Here is a 22,268-nt window from a genome sequence, read left to right on the forward strand (position 1 = left end):
CAAATGGCATCATATGTATTGCTGGAGCAGGCGCGCCATATTCAGGCACTGGTGCTGGATGTAGACGGAATTTTAAGTGACGGTTTTGTCACCTTGACCAATAGCGGCGATGAAATTAAGTCTTTTGACATCCGTGACGGTTTAGGCATGAAACTCGTACAGAAGGCCAACATTAAAGTCATTATTATCACAGGGCGCAAGAGCAATATTGTGGACAAGCGCATGTCTGATCTTGGCGTGGACTTGGTGTACCAGGGCCGTGAAGATAAAGGCACAGCGCTTCTTGAAGCTTGCGCGCAGCTGAATATCGCCGCTGAAGACTGCCTGTACATGGGCGATGACTGGCCGGATTTGTCAGCATTTGCAATTGCCGGCATGAAAGTTACCGTGCCTAATGGGCATGTTGAGGTGAGGCGCCGCGCAGATTTGGTAACTCAGGCCTTTGGCGGACGCGGCGCTGTGCGTGAAATCTGCGACATGCTGCTGATGGCGAAAGGCGTATATCTGGAGCAGCTTGAAAAATATGCCCGCGCCCCGCATTAATAACTGCATAATTCAGTGAATTTGGATTAAATACCCGCTTATGGATACAAAAGTTTTATACGTTACTGCGATTGCAATTGCGGCTGTAAGCGGCGGTTATTACTATTACAGCGGAAAAGGCAAGAAGCTTGAGGCGGATTCCGCCCGCAGCATGAATTATTCCGCTGAAAATATCCACCTAACCCAGACCGATGAGCAGGGCAAGCTGTACATCCGCGCGCAGGTTGACCGGCTGGAGCAGGACCTGCAGCAGAAGACTTCAAAGCTGGATAATCTGCAGGCGTCTGTATATAAAGACGGCAAGGTCGATGCCACATTTCTGGCAAAAGTTGCCAATGGCTATAATGATAATGAAAAAGTTGTGCTGAAACAGAAAGTTGAAGCAACAAAACTGCTGGATTCAGGAAAAATGGTCTTTTATACCGATGAATTGACAGCTTTTCCTAAAACACGCGAAATACAAACTGACAAGCAGGTCATTGTGGAATCTCCGCAGGCGCAATTTGTCAGCCAAGGGCTGAAAGCCAATTTAAATGACGGTCAATACGAATTTTTTAATATTCGAGGAAAGTATGAACCTTAATCATAAACCACTATTGTCTAACGCTTTCCTTAAACAGGCGGTGCTGATGGGTTCACTTGCGCTGTGCTCTGCTGGCGCTTTTGCTTTGCCTTCAGACCGCAGTCAGCCGATTTCTTTGGTGGCTGACCGCGCAACATTCAACGAAAAAACCGGCATCACCACCTATACCGGCAACGTGATTATTGAGCAGGGCAGCATGAAGCTGCAGGCGAATTCGATTGTGGCGAACATGAACAGCCGCAAAGAAATCAGCGTCATCACCGCTTCAGGCGGGCCTGCGCGCTTCCAGCAGAAGACTGATCCGGCCAAAGGCCCAGCCAAAGGCCAGGCGCAGAAAATCATCTATAATGCTGAAACCGGCATTATTACTCTGACAGGCAGCGCCTTGCTGGAGCAGGATGGCGCCAGCATTCGGGGCAATACGCTGAAATACAGCATGAATAAAGGCGATATTGTGGCTGAAGGCACGCCGAATAAAACCGGTTCATCTTCAGGCCGCGTGCAGATTGTCATTCCGCCTTCAAGCTCGAAGTCATTTCCGGGAGCGCGTGATTAATGCAGAATAGCCCGAACCAGCCGCAAACGTTATGCATCAAGCATTTGGCTAAAAACTACAGCAAGCGCTGGGTGGTCAAGGATGTTTCGTTCAGCATGCAGAGCGGCCAGATTGTCGGCCTGCTGGGGCCAAATGGCGCAGGCAAAACCACCAGCTTTTATATGGTGGTGGGGCTGGTGCGCATGGATAAGGGCGAAATCCATCTGGATGATTTGGACTTGTCCGATTTGGCCATGCACGAGCGCGCGCGCAAAGGCATTGGCTATCTGCCGCAGGAAGCCTCTATTTTCAGAAAGCTGACCATTGCTGAAAACATTATGGCTATTCTGGAAACCCGCAAAGACCTGAACAAGCAGCAGCGCCAGCAGCGCTTGGCCGAACTGCTTGCGGACTTCAAGATCACCCATATTAAAGATTCGCTGGGCATGAGCGTGTCCGGCGGTGAGCGCCGCCGTGCGGAAATTGCCCGCGCATTGGCTGCTGACCCTAAATTCATGCTGCTGGATGAGCCTTTTGCCGGTGTCGATCCAATCTCTGTTGGCGACATTAAGGATATCATCCGCAACTTGAAAGACCGCGGCATTGGCGTGCTGATTACCGACCATAATGTGCGTGAAACTTTGGCAATTTGCGAGCATGCCTATATTGTCAGTGAAGGCTCAGTGATTGCTGAGGGCGCGCCGCAGGAAATCTTGGAAAATGAAATTGTCCGCAAGGTCTATTTGGGCGATGATTTTACGGTTTAAGCTGTAGCTATTCCTCGCAAAATGAGAGAAAGCTCATTGCGTGAGGAAAGTTGCTCAACAGCAAAAGACGCTTCGATCAGCAGTGGAATCGGCCGGCGCTGATCGATAGGCAAAAAAAAACAGCCTCCAGTTTGTGGGGGCTGTTTTTTTTTGCCGCTTTAAATGCCAATCTCAGAAATAAAAACCGCTATAAGCTATAATTACAAGGATTATTCAATGTTTGATGAGATATGCCGTTTACCATTGCCAGCCAAGTCAGCTATGAGGAAGACATTAAAAAAAGCCGCTTTGAGGCTATTGCGGTTCCTGTGGAAAATGAACAGGCCGCCAAAGATTTTCTGGAATTGCACAAAGACTTAAGCACAACCCATCAGTGCTGGGCATGGAAAATCGGCCATCATGTGCGCTTCAATGATGACGGCGAGCCGACGGGCACGGCCGGCCGGCCGATACTGGCTGCCATTGAGGGCAATGAGCTGACCAATGTGCTGGTTTTAGTCAACCGCTGGTATGGCGGCATCAAGCTGGGCACAGGCGGCCTGGCGCGCGCCTATGGCGGTTCTGCCGGGCAGTGCCTGCTGCTGGCGGAAAAAATTGAACTGATTGAAAAGAAAAAAACCGCCTTTCAGTGCCAGTTCAATGAATGGGCAATTTTCCAGTATGAATTAAGCCAGCAGCAGGCTGAGTACAGTGAGGAATACACTGCTGAAGGTGTGAGCGTAACCGCTTTGCTGCAGATCCATCAGATAGCGCCTTTAGCGCTGAAAATTCAGGACGTCACGCGGGGCCGTGAACAGCTGAAAATAATTGAAGAGCCGAATGATGACTGAACCAGATCCTCTGCTGAAATACCGCGAACAGCATAAGCACCGCCTGAATTATATGCCCTGGCTGTACTGGTCGCTCAAGCCGAAAAACCGGGGCTGGGCGGAAGCATGGCAAAAGGAATATCAGGACTACCTGATGGCGATGGAAACCGTTGAAATTGGCCGGAACTGCTTTATTTCGCCTTTGGCGCATATTTTTGCGGAGCCGGGCCGAAAAATTACAATTGGCGACAACAGCTTCATTGCAGCCGACTGCACGCTGCATGGGCCTTTAGAGATTGGCAGTGAAGTGGCAATCAACCATCACTGCATTCTGGATGGCGGGCGCGCAGGCATCAAGCTGCATGATCAGGCGCGCATTGCGGCTTATTGCCATCTGTATGCATTTGATCACGGCATGGATTTGGCGCAGCCGGTGTATCAGCAGCCGGTGCGCTCCAGAGGCATTGAAATTGGCCGGGATGTCTGGCTGGGCGCGCATGTCGGGGTTAAAGACGGCATTCAGATTGGCGCGCATGCGGTGGTCGGCATGAACAGTATGGTCACCAAGAATGTTGAGGCGCGGGCGGTGGTCGTCGGAAATCCTGCCGGATTCATCCGCTACCGGGATTAGCAGCATTGCGCATATTGCTGAATAAATTGGAATTAGTGATTTGAGCGCCGCTGAAAAAGTACTTACATAAAAGCCTGCAAAGTTCAGAAAAGTTGTGCTAAGTTAAAAAAACCATCAGCTTAGCCCGGCAATGCAAGAAAAACAGGGCAGTAAAGAGAGGCTCATTATGAAACGCGTGATTGCTTGTATTGATTCTTCGCCGTGCATTAATGCGCTGGCGGAAGCCGCTGTTTGGATTGCCAAGCAGACCCGCAGGGAACTGGTGCTGCTGCAGGTGCTGGATTACTATCCAGCCAGCTATCATTTAGGTGAAATCAGCGGTGTAATTGGCTTTGAAAGCAATGCCATGCTGCTGAAAGAGCTGGCCGAGCTGGAGCAGAAGCAGAGCGAGCTGGCGCTGGCCTACAGCAACAACCTGCTTGAGCATATTTCTGAAATGATTAAGGAAAAGCATGGCCTGACTGCTTCCCATATTCAGGAAAAAGGCGATTTTCTGGAGCAAAGCTTCAATGTGCTTCAGCCCGATGACATTGTGGTGATTGGCCGTGTCGGAGAGCGCTCCGCGGAGCGCAATAAGCCCATCGGCAGCAATGTGGAAAACTTTATCCGCGGCGCAAACTGCACCGTAATGACCGTAGGCTCCACCTTTAAGCCGCCGACCCGGTTTATTTTCGCCTATGAATATTCTCCAACCTGCGTCAGCCTGATGAAGCGCGTCGGAAAAAGCGATTTGCTTAAGCTGCTGCAATGCCATCTGCTGTACGTCGGCGATCATCCTGAAATCCTGAATGAGCCGATGCAGTATTTGAAAGAGGCGGGTCTGGATGTGGTCACCGAATACCGCTATGGCGATGTTGCGGAAAATATCCTCCTGTACCAGCAGGAGCAGGGCATTCAGCTGATTGTGCTGGGCGCATTCAGCCACAGCAAAATTCATCAGTTTTTCCTGGGCAGCATTGCGACAACGATTTTCCGGAATTCGGCCGTGCCGCTGCTGGTGGTCAAATAAAGCTTGCTGTATGATTTTGCTGAATAAATCATCAGAGTTATCCTCATATACTGTGGATAACTCTGTGGTTAGTATTTGTAAGTAATTGTTATATTTAAAAAATAATATAATGATGGTTTTTTGCGCGAATTGGATTATTTCACAATTGCGATGGCAAAACCGTCATGCCCTTTGCTGCCAACCGTCTGCAAAGCCGTGCAGGATAAGATGCGCGGATGGTTCTGCATGGCGGCGAACATCTCGCGGATGCCTTCAATGCTGGGCTTGCGGTTTTCAGGATTGATAATCTCACCGGCGCGGATTACATTGTCCAAAACAATGATGGTGCCTGAATGCGAAAGATTTAAGCTCAGCTCCAGATATTCAGGATAGCTCTGCTTATCTGCATCAACAAAAATAAAGTCAAAGGCTTCAGTATCTTCCGGAAGCGCGCGCAGCAGGTCAGCAGCGCGGCCGCATTTCAGCTCAATGGTCTGCGCAAGCTTGGCATTGTCAATATTTTCCTGCGCCAGCGCTGCATGCGCATCACGGCCTTCAATTGTGAGGATGTAGCCGTCTTCCGGCAGGGCACGCGCCAGCCACATGGTGCTGTAGGCTGCGAATGTTCCCAGTTCCAGCACGCGCTTGCAGCGGTTCATCTGGATCAGCATTTGCAGCAGCATGCCCTGATTTGGCGCAACTGCCAGATGGTCAGGATAGCCGCGCTCATCTGTATGCTGCAGGGTCTGCACTAAGATCGGGTCGTCCGGAATTAAATGTGAATCAATATAAGCATCAATGTCTGTCCACATTTGCTGCATAGCGTTAGCACCTCATTTTCGATGCATGCATTTTAAACCTTTCATCATGAAGCGCAATTTTTTGCGCTGCAATTGCGGAATATATCTGCAAAAAAGGCCTCTATTGAGTAAAGCCGGCCAGTTAAGAAATGGATGGGCTTTTTCTTTTTGAAACTGGCGATATTATTTGAGAGGCGGAAGCGTCATCCGCTCAGAAGCTTGTTTGACTTAATTATATGGGGCAGCAATGGCTCTAAATGCTTAATTTAAAAAGTAAGATTCCGCTGTGCATAGCTCAGAAAGTTAAGGAGTTTATTGTAAAACTCCTTAACTGATCAGTATCGCTTTATTCAGGCCTTGCAATGCTTTTGCAATTACTCAGTAAGTGCACATTGATGAATTGCGCGAATGATCCGGGCCCCATGTGCGGTAGCCTTGGGTATCAATATGAATCTGGCCGGATGCATATAAGCCTAAGCCCATATTCAGGCTCTGGCCATGCTGTGCCCAGAATTGGCACAGCCTGAACTTAGTGTTTTCAACATAGGCATAGTCTTCCGGTTTAGGGAATTCCGGGCCAATGCGGAAATCAATCGCGGAGTTGTATAAATGCCGGGAAGAGCTTGCGCCGCCGGCACACTGATTCAGCGGCAAGTCGCGGTAAACTGAAGTTACTTCAAAATCGCTCAGAATATTGGCTGCCACCAGATATTTGAATACGCGGAGTGTTGGAATCTGATTGGCCCACAGCTCGCGGTTGGGCACCATATACTGCGAACGCCCGCATTTTTGCCAATCGCGCGCGGTGCGCACCAGCTCAAAGCTTGGAATAATGCTGCCGACGCCATTTTTTTCCAGAAACACTTCATAATCACGCACACGGCGCAGGTTGTCGGCGGCGGTCACCCATGCGTTATAAACGTAAGGAACAACTTTTGGCGGAGCGTGGCGGTCAAAACTGATGCTTTCCTGAGGGATAAAAATCCGCTTTCCATCAGGACTTGTAACCGTTTGGCCCTTTTTAGGCGCGGAGCTGCAGCCGGCTAAAAAGATTAGAGGAATCGCCGATGCTGCCAGCAATCCCTTCATAAAATGCTTCATTATAAAAATCAATTATTTACAAACTCGTTATATTTTAATCTAAAACGGTTGAGAAAATTTGGAAATATTGCAATGAAATGTGTGCTTTCGGTACAAAAAAAGACCAGCATGCGCCGGCCTTATTTTTTTACTTAGAAATTTCAATAGGCTGTTTTTAAATAGACTACTTTTCTAAATACTGCAGCTTGTCAGCTTTGCCATTCCATTCTTCACGGTCATCCGGCTGATCGCCAATTTGCGTAATGTTCGGCCATTTCTGCGCAAGCTCAGCATTCAGTTCAATAAAGACTTCTTGACCTTCAGGCAGCTCATCTTCAGAGAAGATCGCGTTTGCCGGGCATTCAGGTTCACATAGCGCGCAGTCAATGCATTCGTCAGGATTGATTACAAGGAAGTTTGGGCCTTCATAGAAACAGTCTACAGGGCAAACTTCAACGCAGTCTTGATATTTACATTTAATACAGTTTTCAGTGACAACAAAGGTCATGGCGACAGCTACCTAAAAATATGGTTTTAATAACTAATATTGTATTTTAGGCAAAAACACAGGCAACTAACAATTCCTTTTATTGATATTTGATATAGATAGGGCTGTTAAATTTGATAAAAAGCATCCATATCCATCAAAAACACTTATAAATGAAAAAAACTCTCAATTGAGAGTTTTTTTCCAGGTCATTCAGAGGCTGTCTTTCAGCATATACAGCTTCTGCAGCGCTTCTCTCGGAGTCAGGCTGTCAACATCCAGTTCTTGCAGAAGGGCTAAGGCAGGAGCGTCTTTTTCAACCTCAATAATGCGCTCGATTATTTCCGGCGCATCGCTTGGGGCAAACAGGTCATTCTGGACAGCTTGGCTGGCCTGCTGCTGTTTTTCCAAAATGCGCAAGCGGTTCTGCGCTTCCTTAATGACACCCGCGGGAATGCCGGCCAGTTTTGCCACCTGCAGGCCATGGCTCTGGCTGGCAGGGCCATGCTGCACTTTATGCAGCAGAATTAAATTGCCGTTTAATTCCTTTGCGGTGACATGGTAGTTGTCAATGCCGGCTTCTTTGCCTAATTCAGTCAGTTCAAAATAGTGCGTGGCGAACAGGCAGAGGCATTTAATGCGCTTGGTCAGATCCAGCACGCAGGCCCAGGCCAGCGACAGGCCGTCATAGGTGCTGGTGCCGCGCCCGACTTCATCCATCAGCACCAAAGACTGGTTGCTTGCATGATGCAGAATCTGCGAAGTTTCAGTCATTTCCACCATAAAGGTGGATTTGCCGGTGGATAAGTCATCCGCAGAGCCAATGCGGGTGAAGATCCGGTCAATAGGGCCTAAGACAGCGGATTCTGCCGGCACATAGCTGCCGCAGTAAGCCAATAGCGCAATCAGCGCAGTTTGGCGCATGAAGGTTGATTTGCCACCCATGTTCGGGCCGGTAATAATCGCCATGCGCCGGCTGAAGTCCAGCGTGGTGTCATTCGGCGTAAATGCGGCTTTGCTCAGCGATTCTACCACAGGATGGCGGCCGGCTTTAATTTTCACGCCAATTTCAGGGCCGAACTCCGGGCGCGCCCAATTGTTTAAGCGCGCCTGATGGGCAAAGTTGGCGGCTAAGTCCACTTGCGCAATCGCGCTACTCATCATCTGCAGATTGCCGATGTCCTGGCGCAGCTCATCCAGCAGCATTTCAAACAGCATTTTTTCGCGCGCCAAAGCGCGGGATTCGCTGGACAGCACTTTGTCTTCAAAGGCTTTTAATTCCGGAGTAATGTAGCGCTCGGCATTTTTCAGCGTTTGGCGGCGGATATAGCGTTCCGGCGCCTGATCAGCCTGAGCGCGGGTCAGTTCAATATAGTAGCCGCTGACCCGGTTATAGCCGATTTTCAAGGTGGAAATGCCTGACAGCTCACGCTCTTTGATTTCCAGATCAATCAGGAACTGCCCGGCATGATCGCGGATCTTGCGCAGCTCATCCAGCTCATCGTCAAAGCCTTCGGCAATCACATTGCCGTCACGCAGCAGCACCGGCGGATGCTCGACAATCGCGGACATGAGGCGCTGATGCAGGCCGTGGAAATCGCCCAGTTCCTCATTCAAGTGCATCAGCAGCAGCGACTGCTTGGCGTCAATGATCGGCTTTAAGGCATGGCGCAAATACGGAATCTGCGCGCAGGCCTGGCGCAGCTGCACAAGGTCGCGCGGGCGCGCGCTGCCTAAGGCAACGCGGCTCAGCACGCGCTCAATATCGCTGATTTCCTTAAGCACCAGGCGCACAGGCGCTTCATGATAGCCCTGCAGCAGCGCTTCGGCTGCATCCAGGCGCCCATCCAGAATGGCGGTATCGCGCAGGGGCTGCATCAGCGTTCTGCGCAGCAGGCGCCCGCCCATTGCGGTCTGGCAGTCATTAATGAGCTGGAACAGCGATGTGCCGTGTTCAAACAGCGGCTCAATCAATTCTAAATTGCGCCGGGTCACCGGGTCTAAGGCAATAAAGTCAGAGCTTTGCTCCAGCTGAATGGAGCGGATATGCGGCAGGGCGGTTTTCTGGGTTTCCTTGCCGTAATGGATTAGGGCCGCAGCGGCCGCTTTGGCCAAAGGCAGATGGTCGATGCCGAAACCTGACAGGGTCGCAACAGCAAACTGGTCACACAGGGTTTTCTGCGCATTGTTTAAATTGAAGTCGACATTCGGGCGCTTGGTGATTGGGCAGTCCAGCTGCTGCTTGATCTGTTCAATAATATTCGGATCGATAATGTCTTCATCCAGGATGATTTCGCTGGGCATCAGCCGCGACAGTTCAATTGACAGCTGTTCAGGCTGGAACTTCTGCTGCTGGACTTTGAAGATGCCGGCGCTCAGGTCCAGCAGCGCAATGCCGATCTGATCCTGCTGAATGCATAGCGCGACTAAATTCGAGCTTTGGTGCGCGGTCAGCAGGGCGTCATCGGTCAAGGTGCCCGGGGTAATAATCCGCACCACGCCGCGCTCTACAGGCGCTTTGCCGGTCACTTCACCAATCTGCTCGCAGATGACCACCGTTTCGCCTTTTTTAACCAGGCGGGCCAAATATCCTTCAGCCGCATGGTAAGGCACGCCGGCCATCGGAATCGGTTCGCCATTGGCCTTGCCGCGGTGCGTAAGGGTAATGCCGAGCAGCTTGGCGGCTTTATGCGCATCTTCAAAAAACAGTTCATAAAAATCACCCATGCGGTAAAACATAAGTGAATGCTGATGCTGCATTTTAACGCTCATGTACTGCTGCATCATGGGGGTTAAAGTAGACAGATCAGCGATAAGATCAGAACTTGTCATTGAAAAATAGTCCTTAGTTTCTATAAATCATCAAAAATCGGGTGCTTTCTTTTGGCGCGCTTTTGCTGCCCGGCTGAACTGCAGTCCTTGATAAAAGATGGCTGCGTCCAGCGGGTGAAGCCGGTGAAGCAAAATGCGGATTGCGGAAATGCCCAAAGAAAAACGCCAGTCTAGCAAAATAAGAAATTAGAGAGAAATGCTATCTGAATTCGGCTGCCGGATTGCGGAAAATGCCGGCAGCCGCAGAATGAAAATGGCCTTGGCGCATTAGGCCGCCTCTTTTTTAGAGATGCAGTACTGATTGCGGCCATTGGATTTTGCATGGTACAGCGCCTTGTCCGCGCGCTGAATGAAAGCTGAAATAGCGTCAGGATCGGATCCCTGAGGAATGATGGTGGCAGCGCCAATGCTGACCGTCACTGCCGGAGATATCGGGCTTGCAGGATGAGGCAGGGCCAAATGCAGTATGCGCTGCATCAGTTTTTTGGCCAGCAGCTCAATTTGGCCTTCATTCAGCATTGGGAATAGAAGCAAAAACTCCTCGCCGCCATAGCGGGCTGCTAAGTCATTGCTTCTTGAAGTTAAATTTTTCAGTTCATGCGCAATTTTCTGCAGGCAGAGGTCTCCTGCCAGATGCCCCAAGTGGTCGTTATATTCCTTGAAGAAGTCAATATCGACCATCAGGATGCTGACCGGCATTTGATAGCGCAGGGCAATGCGCCACTGCTGATCCATTACTTCAGATAGGTGCCGGCGGTTTGCCAGTCCGGTCAGTGAATCCAGCTGGGACAGCAGTTCCAGCTGCTCTGACTGCTTGCTCATCTCCAGCTGGTTCAGCTCAATAATGCAATTCTGCAGATAGTTTTCCCGGTGCTGGCGGTCAATCGCATAGGCCAAAGCCATGCCCAGAAAGCTGCTGAAGGTATAGGTGCGGTTGAGGAAAGTCCAGTCGATGGGATAATTTAAAAGCTTGGTTACAGCAATGGCAATCAGGCCGCCAGTCCAGCCGGCAATTAAGGCGGTATAAAACCGCATGCCGACAAAGCCGTAAATAATAATCACGGCATACATCATGGCAGCGTGGAACAGCGCGTCATTATTGTTGCCCATTACCGTAATGATAATAAAGGAAATCGCGACGGCAGCCGTAGAGCCGATACAGGTATAGAAATCAAAAAAACGGTTCAGCTTCTTGAACAGGGAAAGCAGCCAGGCGGCCAGAACAATGATGCCGACCCAGGCATACAGGGAAAACCACTGATAGGCCTTTTCATGCGTAGGAATAATCTGATAAATGCCGTAGCTTAAAAAGGCATACAGCATGAAAATGATTGGCGCGCGGTAGCGGAACTCCAAAGCGGCTTCATTTTGGTACTGCTGTTTGTAGATCGCTTCAAGCTTTCCTGGAAAATACACATAATTCAGCCCCTTGGAAATTAAGGCTTGAATTTCGCTGCGGCTTAACAGCTTTGAACCTTCTAACTTCATATGCGGTGGCCAAATTCGGGTATTATTTTAAAATCATGCGTATTGTTAACTGAAAGCACCTGCGCTGCTTGCGGGAGCAGTTGCCTGTTACATAGTATTAACAAAAGATTCTATGCTCCACAAGGGGGGAGGATGGCTATTTTTTAGGGCCGGAAGATAAATTACGTGATTGATGCAATATGCATTTCTGAATATGAAACAGCAGGATAGCGATAGGCAGATTGAATAATCATTGGTCTGAAGATTAAGAAAATTCGCTTGTTTAAATGGCCAGTTTGATTATGATCAGTAAATAATTGTATCAAAATTATGATATGGAGCGGGAAAATGACGGCAGCCTCTCGGCATGAAAAGGATTTACTGAAAATTACGCCGCATAATGCATGGTCGCAGCGGTTCTGGGATGAGCTGACGCCTTTTAAAGACCGAATCAGCGGGCATCCTTTTTTTATGGATATGGCGGGCGGGCGGCTGAGCATAGAAAGCTTCCGCTATGCGCTGCTGAATTTTTATCCTCTGGTGGCGCGTTTTCCTGCCTTTATGGGGCTGGCGCTTGCTAAAGCCACAAATTTTTCCGAAGCAGGCGTGTCTGAAGCGCGGGATTGGCTGATTCAGAACATTAAAGTGGAAGAGCGCCATCTCAGCTGGTACAGGGACTGGGCCGGCGGCTTTGGCATTACAGCGGAAGAGCTGGATCAGGTGCATCCGCCGGCGCCGATGAATGCCGTAAACCATTACCTTTGGAATGTGAACACGCGCGGCAATCTGGTCGAAAGCCTGGCTGCAACCAATTTAGCCATTGAATGGGCAACAGGCGACTGGAGCAGCAAGGTTTATGCCGGCATTCATGCTTATACCCATCATGCTGAAGTTTCCATTAATAAGCGCACAATCGCCTGGCTTAGAGCGCATGCGCATTATGATGACCTGCATCCCTATGAAGCCATGGAGCTGATCAAGCGCCTGAGTGACGACAATCCGCAGCTGCAGCAGCAGGCTTTTCAGGCAGTGAAAGAAGGGCTGGCCTATTATGAGCTGGCGCTGGATGACTGCTACCGCGTGCAGCTGGATTCGCTGCAGAAGCTGCGCAGCGCATAAAGCCGGCCAGCTGCCTGGTTTTATGCGCTCTGCCGGGGCGCTTAGGGCTTATACAGGCCTAAGTCCATCAGGTGCAGCCTTAAAATCCGGCGCAGCTCCAGCACCGCTTCCGGTGTTTCCTGAATCGAATGCCCGCCTTTTAAGATTTTTTCAGAAATAGCGCCGTCTAAGTGCGCGCTTTTGTAGGGCACAATATCATCTGAAATGATATCCGGGTCATCGCTGCCGGTCGCATTGCCAATAATGGAGTGATATTTCATGCCTTTTTTCGGCTGAATGTCTTCAGTCAGGGCAATGAATTTGGAGCGGTGGCTTAAGTCGCTTGGCCCATTCTGAATCAGCCCCAGATCAATTTCTTTAAACAGGTCTTTTAAGTCTTCTTCCTGCGTCAGCACATCCGCCACGGCGGAAAGGAAAGCGCCCGGCAGCTTGATGATTTTGCGCGCTGCCTTGGTGAACCAGCGGTCAGCAAACTCTGTGCCGCGGTGCGGGGCAGCCAGGAAAATTGCGCGGCTGAAATTCGGCACATCTTTCATTACAAGGCGCTGCTTCACCACCGCAACGCCTTTATAGCGGTTCAGCTGGCGCGAATTCATCATTTTCAGCGCCTGCGGCGTGGTGTCAGCATTGCTGACCAGCAGGCGGGCAATAATGCCACCCATGCTGTGGCCAATTAGAACCGCATCATTTTTTGCGGGCGTGCTGTTTTTCACTTGGCCAAAGGCCTGCGTCAAAATGGTGTGGATTTGAAAGCGGCTTTCCATAATCGGCATATTGGTGGAGTAGAAGACCTGCCAAACCTGATAATGCTCACGCAGCACCGCATCGCCCATAATGTCGTTGGTTAGGCGGACCCAGGCTTCCGGGCTGCTGGCCAAGCCATGAACCAGCACAATCACTTTTTTATTGGGATTGTAAGGCTCCAGCATGTACAGGTGCGGCATGGTCAGCTGTTCGTCACGGTCAATCAGGGAAAGGTAAGCGGACTTGCCCAGATTATTCTGCGCCAGCCACAGGCCGTAAGGTGCAGAAAAGTTGGCGGCCAAGGGGTATTCCTTGCCGCCGACCGTCAGCTGTTCATATTTATAAGGGTCATAGGCTTTAATTTGAAAAGCGGAATGGTTCAGGATTTCATCGACCGAACTGGCGGATTCCGGCTCAGCGGTCAGCGTTGCGGCCAAATAGCGCGCCTGATGGATGTTCGGGTTCAGGCCCTGCGGATATTTATAGGCGGCGGGATCGACAATGTATTTTGCTTTGCCGCCGGACTTCGGCGCTTCATCCGGCAGCACCACCAAAAACTCTGAACCAAAACCGTCGCGCCGGGTAATTGAGCGCAGGCCTGAAAAGTTCAGGCTGTAGGTGGACATCAGCTGTTCAATTTTCCGGCCTTTCAGCTCAGGATAATGGCTGTAGTCAATGCTGTAGGTGCTTTGCCCGGCCGTAATCTGGCGGGCCACTTCAGTCGGCTGGAAGCGCGCCGAATAGCTGCTGACCAGTTTGGCGATGCCCTGATTATAGAAGTCGCGGATTTGCACCTGGCGGTTGTCAAAGATCCGGTCTTGCGGCCCGCGCTTGGTTTTAAACATATAGGCGTAGCTATAGCGGATGCTTTTATCCAGCATATAAAGCTGCTGATCCAGGCATTTATTGTATTTGTCTTTCTGGACTTTCTGATGCTCTTCGGATGTGTGCTTGGTCAGAATGCTGGTTTTGCATTCCGCGGAGTTTTCCAGCGCAATGGCTTTGGCCAGATACAGTTCGCTGGCGGCCGAAAGGCGCTGTTCATCCTGAATTTGCGGAATCTGCTTCAGCTCATCCACGCATTTTTCAGGGTCTTCCGTGCATGTCTTTGCTTCGCGCCCAGTCATGGCTAGAACATTCAGGCTGGCTTCGCTCAATTTGCTGCGGGACAGGATGCTGTCGCGTTCGTTGGCGATGGTGACATTCAAAGACTGATTCTTGACGCTGACCACTTGGCATCCGCCGAGCAGCAGGGTGCTGAACAGTCCGGCGAGCAGTAATTTATTGGTTTTGTGCTGCATGGATTTATCGCAAGGAAAAGGTTCAAATTTTTAAATCATACGGCAATCCTCAGCTTTTTCAATTCGCTTCAAATAAAAAATAGGCCAGTAAAATGGCCTATTTTTGTAACTGCGGGCTTAAGATGCTTTCGGCGGGTTCAAAACCTGCCATACGTTCCAGCGCCCCTGCTTTTCAATTTCCTGAATCAGGCGGTCTGCAACTGCGCCTTCCTGCGGATATTTGACTTTATAGTTTTTCAGCACGTTAATTGCGCTTTTCTTCTGCTCCATGGCAATGTAGTTGTTGGCTGCGGAAAGGTACGCTTCCTGAACGCCGGCTTTCATCGCTTTATCCAGGTATGGAATCGCTTCACGCTGGCCGCCGCCTTCAGACAGGCCAAAACCGAACCAGAAGTTGGCTTCGGCATCATCCTTGTTGATTTTCAGGATGCGCTGCGCGTAGTTTAAAGACTTGGTGGTATAGACTGAGCCTAAGTCCAAATTGCGAGCCATAACGCTGGCTTTGAATGCGCGGATCAGCACATCAAATGATGCATTGTCCTTGGAAGCTAGAGTATCCAGCTGCTGCGTGACTTCTTTCAGCTTGGCTTCAAAGCCCTTGCGCTCATTGCGCTGCACAAAGCGCGGCGGGTAGTGGCGCGCTTTGCCTTCCACCAGCTGCAGGAAATCATCAATTTCAGTGATGTCAATTTCATTGTCGCCGGCCAGCACAGCGTATTTGATGGAGCGCGCTTTGCTGTTAACGGTAGGAATGATTAAGCGGTTAACATCCAAAGTCAGCTTTTTTGACGGGTCATCTGCGCGGTTCACCACCATTTTAGTCACCGGCTGAGCAGCTGCTTTCTGCAGGTCAATTTCAAATGGAGGCGGCGCATCGTAATTGAACGGGTTCAAGGCATAAAATGGCGGCGTTAATTCCGGTTCGGCAAATACCATTGCATCCTGAGGATTATTGTTCTTAGTCGGGATGCTGCCGCAAGCGGCGAGGGTTAAAGCAATACAAGCAGCTGCCAAGGGCTTAAGCGTCATAGTGGTCTTCCATTTGATTTATTTTAAAACTTAAAACATGCATGCCTGCCAGTCTAAAAAAACTCTGGCAAACATGCAAGCCGGCAGGCGCGCTGTTGGCGATTATTCAAGGCAAGTGTCAGGCTTTTGATTGATTGCTCTGCGCTTCACACTCGCGCCGGACTTCTTCAATGATTTTCAGCTCTTCAGCGCTGAAAGGCTGTTCATTCAGCTGCTGCTTCTTGAAGCTCGGATCAAGCAGGGACAGGCGCTGGCAAAGCGTATTCATGCGCTTTTCGTTGTGCTGAATGCGGTCCAGCAAAACGCGCATGCCTTCCAGAATCGGGTCGGACTGATCCTGCGTCGCGGCATAAGGCTGGAAGCCGATGCTTTCCGCATAATCGCGCAGCTGGGATTCAGCTTCATCTTTAGGCTTGTTTTTGGTAATAAAGCGCGCCGGGTTGCCGACTGCGGTGGTATCCGGCGGCACGGCTTTGGTCACCACGGCATTGGAGCCGACTTTAGCGTTTTTGCCGACAGTAAACGGGCCGAGGATTTTAGCGCCGGCGCCGACCACTACGCCATCTTCCAGTGTCGGGTGGCGCTTGCCTTTATTCCATGTCGTTCCGCCAAGGGTTACGCCGTGGTACAGCGTCACATCGTCGCCGATTTCTGCGGTTTCGCCAATCACCACGCCCATGCCGTGGTCAATAAAGAAACGGCGGCCGATTTTAGCGCCGGGATGAATCTCAATGCCTGTGGCAAAGCGGCTGAAAGAAGACAGCAGGCGCGCTGAGCCTTTACACTCTTTTTTCCATAACTCATGCGCCATGCGGTGCATGATCAGTGCGTGAATGCCGGGATAAGTCGTTAGGACTTCGAGCGTGTTCCGTGCGGCGGGATCGCGCGCGAAGACAGCCTGTATATCTTCTTTGAGCTGCTTAAGCATCAGATTGATTCCCTTGATCGGTAGATTTTTTCCATGTGCCGTTGTTCAATGCCTGCACGCGGCTGAAGATGCCGCGGAGCAAATGATATTCCATACGGTCTAATTGTATACGTCCAAAAAGGCGGCGCAAGCGCAAAGGCAATAATCTTGGATTTTTCGGGTCCATAAATTCAATTTCCGCCAGCATTTTTTCGATATGCGGGTAGAATTGCTCCATTTGCTCATGGGTCACCAAAGGCTCATCCCACTGCATGTCAATGCCTTCGGCCACATGCATTTGCGCTTCCGGGTCTGCCGGCTGCTCAACACAATTCATCGCCGCCATGCGCATTTCATAGCAGATCACCTGAATGGCCTGCGCGACATTCAGCACGCCGTAATCGCTGTTGACTGGAATTGTGACATGGTAATTGGCCAGCGCCAGTTCTTCATTGGTCAAGCCGCGGTCTTCACGGCCGAAAACTACTGCAACTTCCTGCTGTTGCTGCGTGACCGCTTTCAGCGACAGTTCCGCAGCCGGGCGCGCGTCCAGCAAAGGCCAGGGAATGGTGCGGCTGCGGGCGCTGGTGCCGAATATAATATGGCAGTCTTTAATCGCGTCTTCCAGCGTTTCTGCAATTTCAATCTGCTCAATCAGGTCGGCAGCGCCGGCCGCCAGCGCGTCAATATCCGGATGCGGGTAAGTTTTAGGCGCGACCAGCACCAGCTTGGCCAAGCCCATGGTTTTCATGGCGCGCAGCGCGCTGCCGATGTTGGCCGGCAGGGTGGTATTGACCATGACAATACGCACATGGGAGAGATGCGCTGAAACAGCAGCATTGTCAATTTGACTCATGATTGTTCCAAATTTAAATATTTAAAGTTAAGCGTTTTAAGATCGGGCGTTCTGCAGTTAAGAATACTGGCTGGCCGATTCCGCCTGATACAGATCCATCGCATCGTCCATGCTCATATCCGGCGGCGGAGGCGGGACGCTGGCTGGCTGCGCCTGCTCATAGCTGACCGCTTTGGTAGCTTTGGATTTGACCTGATATTCAATATGCAGCGCTTCCTTGCCGAAGTAGTCGCGCAGCTTGCTCAGCGCTTCATCCAGCGGGGCGATATTCCAGTCGGCGCCGCAGTGCAGTTCGGCCGAGGCATAGGCGAAATCCAGCTTAATTTGCACTGGAATATGGCTGCACATATCGACATTGCAGTAAGGCGCTAAAATATTCTGCAGGTCTTTGGTCAGGGTTTTGCTCATGTGTTCAGGGCTGAGCTTAATCTGAATGCTGTTGGCGCGCTTCTGGCGGATTTCATTCAGGCTGAAGGCTTTGCTTAAGCGGCCCATCGGGCGGTCAAAGCCTTCGCGCTCATAAATTTCGCCTTCAATCACCACGACTTTTTCGGTCTGGATGATGTCTTTAAAGCGCTGGAAGCGCTCATGATTGGCGGAAACTTCAATGCGCGCGGTGCCGTCATCCAGCGTGACCATCATGCGGTTCGGAAAGTTGGCGACATCCACCACAAGGCCGGCAAAGACAGTGGTCACGCCGCGCCGGGTTGGGGTCAGCTCATTAATGCGCTGTGAAATAAAGGATTTCAGTTCCGGACGGTAGACATCAATCGGGTGGCCGGTCAAATATAGGCCAAGCGTATCTTTTTCACCTTTCAGGCGGACTTCATCTGACCACGGCTTCACCGGCTTGGCTGGCTTGCGCTGCACCTCTTCCACTTCGCCAAATAGATCCATGATGCCGGTTTCACGGTTGCTGCGCGCCTGATCGGCCGCCTGCACCGCTTCCGGCAGCTGCGCCATCAGGCTGGAGCGTTCAATGCCTAAGCAGTCCAATGCGCCGGCGCGGATCAGCGCTTCCAGCGTGCGCTTGTTGATTTTCTTTAAATCAATGCGGTGGCAGAAGTCGAATAAGTCGCGGTAAGGGCCTTCATTGATGCGCGAATCAATCACCGACTGCATGGCGGCTTCGCCTACGCCTTTAATTGCGCCCAGGCCATAGACAATGGTTTTCGCGTCGCTGGCATGGAAGTTGTACAGCGACATATTGACCGACGGCGGCAGCACTTCCAGGCCGTTGCCGCGGCAGTCGTCAATGATGAACACCACGTTGTCGGTATTCTGCATTTCCGATGTCATTACCGCAGACATGAATTCTGCAGGGTAATGCGCTTTCAGCCATGCAGTCTGATAGGCCACCAAGGCATAAGCGGCCGCGTGCGATTTGTTGAAGCCGTAGCCGGCAAATTTTTCCATATAGTCGAAGATATGGTTTGCGGTATCGGTATCAATATCTTTTTGGGCCGCGCCTTCAATAAAGATCTGGCGCTGCTTGACCATTTCTTCAGGCTTTTTCTTGCCCATGGCGCGGCGGAGCAAATCGGCGCCGCCCAGCGAGTAGCCTGCGCAGAACTGCGCGGCCTGCATTACCTGTTCCTGATACACCATAATGCCGTAGGTCGGTTCCAGCACTTTTTCCAGCAGCGGATGCAGGTATTCAAACTCGCCGCCGTGCATCCGGAAAATGAAGTCCGGAATCAGGTCCATCGGGCCCGGGCGGTACAGCGACACGAAGGCGATAATTTCTTCAAATTTGCTTGGGCGCGCCTCTTTCAGCATTTTTTTCATGCCGACGGATTCAAACTGGAATACCGCAGTGGTGTTGGCTTCAGCAAAAATGGAATAGGCTTTCGGGTCATCCAGCGGAATATAGGTGATATCGACAGGGCTGGTGATATCCTGGCGCTCATTGATGTGCTTAATCGCATCTTCAATGACGGTTAAGTTGCGCAGGCCCAAGAAGTCGAATTTCACCAAGCCGGCGGCTTCGACGTCATCTTTATCGAACTGCGCGACCCGGCCAGTCCCGTCGGCATCGCACAGCACTGCCGAATAGTCGGTCAGCTTGGTCGGCGCGATCACCACGCCGCCGGCGTGCTTGCCGGTGTTGCGGGTAATGCCTTCCAGCTTCAGCGCCATTTCCCAGATCTCGGCGGCGTCGTCATTGTCCGGGTTGGACGGATTGGTGACGATATCTTTCAGCTGCGGTTCGGCTTCTATCGATTCTTCCAGGCTAAGCCCTAAAGGCTTGGTCGGAATCATCTTGGAAATGCGGTCAGCCAAGCCATAGGATTTGCCCAGAACCCGCGCTACATCGCGGATTGCGCCTTTGGCCGCCATGGTGCCGAAGGTTGCAATCTGGGAGACTGCATCATGGCCGTAGGTGCGCGCGACATAGTCAATTACGCGGTCACGGCCGGCAATGCAGAAGTCGACGTCAAAGTCGGGCATGGAAACGCGTTCCGGGTTCAGGAAGCGTTCGAACAGCAGGTCGTAGCGCAGCGGGTCCAGATCGGTAATTTTCAGGCTGTAGGCGACCAGCGAGCCTGCGCCCGAACCGCGTCCCGGGCCAACCGGCACGCCGTTGTTTTTAGACCATTGAATGAAGTCCATAACGATCAGGAAGTAGCCTGGGAAGCCCATATTCAGGATGATTTTGACTTCAAACGCCAGGCGCTCATCATAAGGCTTGCGGATTTCCGGCCAGTCATCGCCACGCTGTTCAGGCGGGTAAAGGAAATTCAGGCGCTCTTCAAGGCCGACTTGAGACAAATGCTCAAAGTAGGTGTCAATGGTATGGCCTTCAGGAATCGGATAGTCCGGCAGGTCATGGAAGCCCAGGCGCAGCGAAACGTTGCAGCGCTTTGCGATATGGAAAGTGTTTTCAACCGCGGATGGAATGTCCTGAAACAGCTCCGTCATTTCGGCAGCGGTTTTAAAATACTGTTCGGGGCTGTAATTTTTCGGACGGCGGTCATCGCCCAGCACATAGCCGTCGGCAATGCAGACCCGCGCTTCATGCGCTTCAAAGTCTTCGCGGTTGACAAAGTGCACATCATTATGCGCAACCACGCCAATATTGTATTTGGCAGCCAGCTTGACCGCTTCCTGAATAAAGGCTTCTTCGCCGGGGCGGCCGGTGCGCGTAAGCGCAAGGTAAACGCGGTTGCCGAATTTCCCGATCCATTCCTGCAGCAGCGGTTCAGCTTTCTGCGGATTTGAGGTCAGCAGCATTTTGCCGACATCGCTGTGCTGGCCCAGCAGCACAATCAGATCTTCGTGCTGATTTAAAACCCAGTCTTTTTGAACGCAGGGAATGTCCAGCTGCTGGCCGCTGATGAAGCCTTCTGAAACCAGTTCAGTCAGGCTGCGCCAGCCTTTTTTGCTCATGGCCAGCAGGGTGGCTCTGTGCTCTGCATCATTGAGGCGGATGGTTGAGCCGAATATCGGCTTAATGCCTTTGCCTAGGCACTTTTGATAAAATTTTACGGCAGCATGCAGATTGGATAAATCTGTCAGCGCCAATGCAGGCATTTCATCATTTGCTGCAGCTTTTACTAGATCAGGTATTCGTACTATCGACTCAGTGATCGAAAATTCTGTATAAATACCAAGATGTACAAAGTGCATAAATGAGTCCCTGCTTAAAACGCCTGCTAGTTTACCATGGCTTGGCGCCAATCTTGCGCCATATTCAAATGATTTGGCGAAGTTTTATAAGCTTGAGCGGTTTTTCTGCGCAGTTCAGGCCGGTGTGCTGCCGGCTGGCGCTGGCGTTGCTTATTCGGCTTAGCATGCAATATTTTGATTAATCTCCAGTTTCTGCAGCCTGCCGTTTTCAAACTGAAATGCTAGATGGGCGGCGTATGGCGCTTCAAAATCTGCCGGCTGCTGCCTGTAGTTTTTCAGCTCTGCCGGCAGGATGATCAGCACCGTTCCCTTGCCATTGGGCTTCAAGCCTTGCGCGCTTTGCGGAAAATCTTTTTGAAACTGAGCCAAAGAATAGGGCAGGCTAAGCTTTTTCCCGTCAAGACTGATTTGCTCCTGCGGATTTTTGCTGAAATTCATGCTGAGCCAGACCCGGCCTTTGATTGCGCCGAGTTGCTGAAAGCTATGGCTTTGCTTATAGATGGATTCGGATTTCACTTGCGGGTTGTCTTCAGTAAAGACTTCAAATTTTAAAGCTTTTTTAGCAGTTTGCGCGCTATATTCATAGTTGCCTGTGCAGCCTGCGTATTGCTGCTGGGCTTTTGCTGGCAGTGCGCCCAAAACTTGGCGGAGCTGATGGGCTGCAACAGGGGATGCAAGTTCAATGCTGTTCAGCTTTATGCTGCTGATGTAATTTGGCTGCGCGCTGGCGGCTGTGAGGAATAGGCCATGGCTTGCGGCTAGCAGGAGTGTTTTTCTAAGCATGATGAAATTTTATGGTTTTAAAAAGCCATTATATGAATTTCAGGCTGATAAAAAAGCCATTGCGCAGCAGATTTCTAAAGGCGGGAATTTTTCTGCCGGGCTGCTGGAAAGCGCATGATGAATATTTTAAGTCTATAATTTATTTATATTTTTAAAAAGTATGCAGTAAAAAGCCTGTACGGCTGATCAGTTAAGCGTAATTTCATTATTACAGATTGATAAATCTCCCCTAACCCTGAGCCATATATGGCGCAAGGAAAAAGAGGGGGAACTCCCTTTAATTCAATACGGTATTGAACTTCGAGACGCTCCCTCCTTTGAAAAAGGAGGGTTGGGGAGGATTAAAAATGCTTAACTGACTGGCATTACTGCATTGA

19 protein-coding genes are annotated in these 22,268 nt (G+C 50.8%); 8 read left to right on the top strand and 11 right to left on the bottom strand.

Features of this window, described 5'->3' with window-relative positions; translation table 11 throughout:
* Positions 1-3 precede the first annotated feature (3 nt).
* The 7 genes from BEN74_RS18270 (at position 4) to BEN74_RS18300 (ending at position 4,877) form a co-directional block, all read left to right on the top strand.
* Entirely contained in the window at positions 4-543 is a 540-nt protein-coding gene (locus BEN74_RS18270; protein WP_068910829.1) for a KdsC family phosphatase, read from the top strand.
* A 40-nt stretch (positions 544-583) separates the two neighbouring features.
* Positions 584-1,126 (top strand): LPS export ABC transporter periplasmic protein LptC, encoded by a 543-nt coding sequence (gene lptC, locus BEN74_RS18275; RefSeq protein WP_068910830.1) that lies wholly within the window; start codon positions 584-586, stop codon positions 1,124-1,126.
* Entirely contained in the window at positions 1,116-1,682 is a 567-nt protein-coding gene (gene lptA, locus BEN74_RS18280) for a lipopolysaccharide transport periplasmic protein LptA (protein WP_068910831.1), read from the top strand. Before lptC ends, lptA begins: the two co-directional genes overlap by 11 nt.
* A complete protein-coding gene (lptB, locus tag BEN74_RS18285; RefSeq protein WP_068910832.1) occupies positions 1,682-2,428 on the top strand; it encodes an LPS export ABC transporter ATP-binding protein in 747 nt (248 codons plus the stop codon). Before lptA ends, lptB begins: the two co-directional genes overlap by 1 nt.
* A 230-nt stretch (positions 2,429-2,658) precedes the next feature.
* On the top strand, positions 2,659-3,258 hold the full coding sequence (locus BEN74_RS18290; protein ID WP_068910833.1) for an IMPACT family protein: 600 nt from the start codon (positions 2,659-2,661) through the stop codon (positions 3,256-3,258).
* Positions 3,251-3,868, top strand: a complete 618-nt coding sequence (locus tag BEN74_RS18295; RefSeq protein ID WP_068910904.1) for an acyltransferase — start codon at positions 3,251-3,253, stop codon at positions 3,866-3,868. Before BEN74_RS18290 ends, BEN74_RS18295 begins: the two co-directional genes overlap by 8 nt.
* A 166-nt stretch (positions 3,869-4,034) precedes the next feature.
* Positions 4,035-4,877 (top strand): universal stress protein, encoded by an 843-nt coding sequence (locus BEN74_RS18300; RefSeq protein WP_068910834.1) that lies wholly within the window; start codon positions 4,035-4,037, stop codon positions 4,875-4,877.
* Positions 4,878-5,011: 134 nt separating this feature from the next.
* Here the strand turns inward: BEN74_RS18300 and BEN74_RS18305 are convergent, their stop codons facing one another.
* The 5 genes from BEN74_RS18305 to BEN74_RS18325 form a co-directional block, all read right to left on the bottom strand.
* The gene (locus BEN74_RS18305; RefSeq protein WP_068910835.1) at positions 5,012-5,677 is read right to left on the bottom strand and encodes an O-methyltransferase; all 666 of its coding nucleotides are present in this window, start codon (positions 5,675-5,677) and stop codon (positions 5,012-5,014) included.
* A 357-nt stretch (positions 5,678-6,034) separates the two neighbouring features.
* Positions 6,035-6,757, bottom strand: a complete 723-nt coding sequence (locus tag BEN74_RS18310; RefSeq protein WP_068910836.1) for a D-Ala-D-Ala carboxypeptidase family metallohydrolase — start codon at positions 6,755-6,757, stop codon at positions 6,035-6,037.
* A gap of 163 nt (positions 6,758-6,920) precedes the next feature.
* The gene (gene fdxA / locus BEN74_RS18315; RefSeq protein WP_068910837.1) at positions 6,921-7,244 is read right to left on the bottom strand and encodes a ferredoxin FdxA; all 324 of its coding nucleotides are present in this window, start codon (positions 7,242-7,244) and stop codon (positions 6,921-6,923) included.
* 192 nt (positions 7,245-7,436) lie between these two features.
* Positions 7,437-10,055, bottom strand: coding sequence for a DNA mismatch repair protein MutS (gene mutS, locus BEN74_RS18320; protein ID WP_068910838.1), 2,619 nt, complete (start codon positions 10,053-10,055; stop codon positions 7,437-7,439).
* Between the two features lie 267 nt (positions 10,056-10,322).
* Complete coding sequence (locus BEN74_RS18325) at positions 10,323-11,543, bottom strand: GGDEF domain-containing protein (RefSeq protein ID WP_068910839.1); 1,221 nt, start codon at positions 11,541-11,543, stop codon at positions 10,323-10,325.
* A gap of 327 nt (positions 11,544-11,870) precedes the next feature.
* Here BEN74_RS18325 and BEN74_RS18330 point away from each other — a divergent pair, with 327 nt between their 5' ends.
* A complete protein-coding gene (locus BEN74_RS18330) occupies positions 11,871-12,641 on the top strand; it encodes a TenA family transcriptional regulator (RefSeq protein WP_068910840.1) in 771 nt (256 codons plus the stop codon).
* 41 nt (positions 12,642-12,682) lie between these two features.
* Here BEN74_RS18330 and BEN74_RS18335 read toward each other — a convergent pair whose 3' ends face one another.
* The 6 genes from BEN74_RS18335 to BEN74_RS18360 form a co-directional block, all read right to left on the bottom strand.
* On the bottom strand, positions 12,683-14,686 hold the full coding sequence (locus BEN74_RS18335; protein WP_068910841.1) for an esterase/lipase family protein: 2,004 nt from the start codon (positions 14,684-14,686) through the stop codon (positions 12,683-12,685).
* 117 nt (positions 14,687-14,803) lie between these two features.
* Positions 14,804-15,715, bottom strand: a complete 912-nt coding sequence (locus BEN74_RS18340) for an ABUW_2363 family tetratricopeptide repeat lipoprotein (RefSeq protein WP_068910842.1) — start codon at positions 15,713-15,715, stop codon at positions 14,804-14,806.
* A 118-nt stretch (positions 15,716-15,833) separates the two neighbouring features.
* Positions 15,834-16,643 carry a serine O-acetyltransferase gene (gene cysE, locus BEN74_RS18345; protein WP_068910843.1) on the bottom strand — a complete coding sequence of 270 codons (810 nt, stop codon included), beginning with the start codon at positions 16,641-16,643 and terminating at the stop codon, positions 15,834-15,836.
* A complete protein-coding gene (locus BEN74_RS18350) occupies positions 16,636-17,478 on the bottom strand; it encodes an RNA methyltransferase (protein WP_068910844.1) in 843 nt (280 codons plus the stop codon). Before BEN74_RS18350 ends, cysE begins: the two co-directional genes overlap by 8 nt.
* Positions 17,479-17,535: 57 nt before the next feature.
* Positions 17,536-21,108 (bottom strand): DNA polymerase III subunit alpha, encoded by a 3,573-nt coding sequence (dnaE, locus tag BEN74_RS18355; RefSeq protein ID WP_068910845.1) that lies wholly within the window; start codon positions 21,106-21,108, stop codon positions 17,536-17,538.
* A 159-nt stretch (positions 21,109-21,267) separates the two neighbouring features.
* A complete protein-coding gene (locus BEN74_RS18360) occupies positions 21,268-21,891 on the bottom strand; it encodes a hypothetical protein (RefSeq protein WP_068910846.1) in 624 nt (207 codons plus the stop codon).
* Positions 21,892-22,268 lie beyond the last annotated feature (377 nt).

The sequence above is a fragment of the Acinetobacter sp. WCHAc010034 genome (assembly GCF_001696615.3).
GTDB lineage: Bacteria > Pseudomonadota > Gammaproteobacteria > Pseudomonadales > Moraxellaceae > Acinetobacter.

Bases quoted from the DNA above. Each gene is read 5' to 3' on its own strand.
- lptA (WP_068910831.1), top strand. From the start codon at position 1,116: ATGAACCTTAATCATAAACCACTATTGTCTAACGCTTTCCTTAAACAG.
- dnaE (WP_068910845.1), bottom strand. From the start codon at position 21,108: ATGCACTTTGTACATCTTGGTATTTATACAGAATTTTCGATCACTGAG.
- lptB (WP_068910832.1), top strand. From the start codon at position 1,682: ATGCAGAATAGCCCGAACCAGCCGCAAACGTTATGCATCAAGCATTTG.
- BEN74_RS18270 (WP_068910829.1), top strand. From the start codon at position 4: ATGGCATCATATGTATTGCTGGAGCAGGCGCGCCATATTCAGGCACTG.
- BEN74_RS18340 (WP_068910842.1), bottom strand. From the start codon at position 15,715: ATGACGCTTAAGCCCTTGGCAGCTGCTTGTATTGCTTTAACCCTCGCC.
- BEN74_RS18350 (WP_068910844.1), bottom strand. From the start codon at position 17,478: ATGAGTCAAATTGACAATGCTGCTGTTTCAGCGCATCTCTCCCATGTG.
- BEN74_RS18295 (WP_068910904.1), top strand. From the start codon at position 3,251: ATGACTGAACCAGATCCTCTGCTGAAATACCGCGAACAGCATAAGCAC.
- lptC (WP_068910830.1), top strand. From the start codon at position 584: ATGGATACAAAAGTTTTATACGTTACTGCGATTGCAATTGCGGCTGTA.
- BEN74_RS18310 (WP_068910836.1), bottom strand. From the start codon at position 6,757: ATGAAGCATTTTATGAAGGGATTGCTGGCAGCATCGGCGATTCCTCTA.
- mutS (WP_068910838.1), bottom strand. From the start codon at position 10,055: ATGACAAGTTCTGATCTTATCGCTGATCTGTCTACTTTAACCCCCATG.
- BEN74_RS18300 (WP_068910834.1), top strand. From the start codon at position 4,035: ATGAAACGCGTGATTGCTTGTATTGATTCTTCGCCGTGCATTAATGCG.
- BEN74_RS18360 (WP_068910846.1), bottom strand. From the start codon at position 21,891: ATGCTTAGAAAAACACTCCTGCTAGCCGCAAGCCATGGCCTATTCCTC.
- fdxA (WP_068910837.1), bottom strand. From the start codon at position 7,244: ATGACCTTTGTTGTCACTGAAAACTGTATTAAATGTAAATATCAAGAC.
- BEN74_RS18335 (WP_068910841.1), bottom strand. From the start codon at position 14,686: ATGCAGCACAAAACCAATAAATTACTGCTCGCCGGACTGTTCAGCACC.
- BEN74_RS18290 (WP_068910833.1), top strand. From the start codon at position 2,659: ATGCCGTTTACCATTGCCAGCCAAGTCAGCTATGAGGAAGACATTAAA.
- BEN74_RS18330 (WP_068910840.1), top strand. From the start codon at position 11,871: ATGACGGCAGCCTCTCGGCATGAAAAGGATTTACTGAAAATTACGCCG.
- cysE (WP_068910843.1), bottom strand. From the start codon at position 16,643: ATGCTTAAGCAGCTCAAAGAAGATATACAGGCTGTCTTCGCGCGCGAT.
- BEN74_RS18305 (WP_068910835.1), bottom strand. From the start codon at position 5,677: ATGCAGCAAATGTGGACAGACATTGATGCTTATATTGATTCACATTTA.
- BEN74_RS18325 (WP_068910839.1), bottom strand. From the start codon at position 11,543: ATGAAGTTAGAAGGTTCAAAGCTGTTAAGCCGCAGCGAAATTCAAGCC.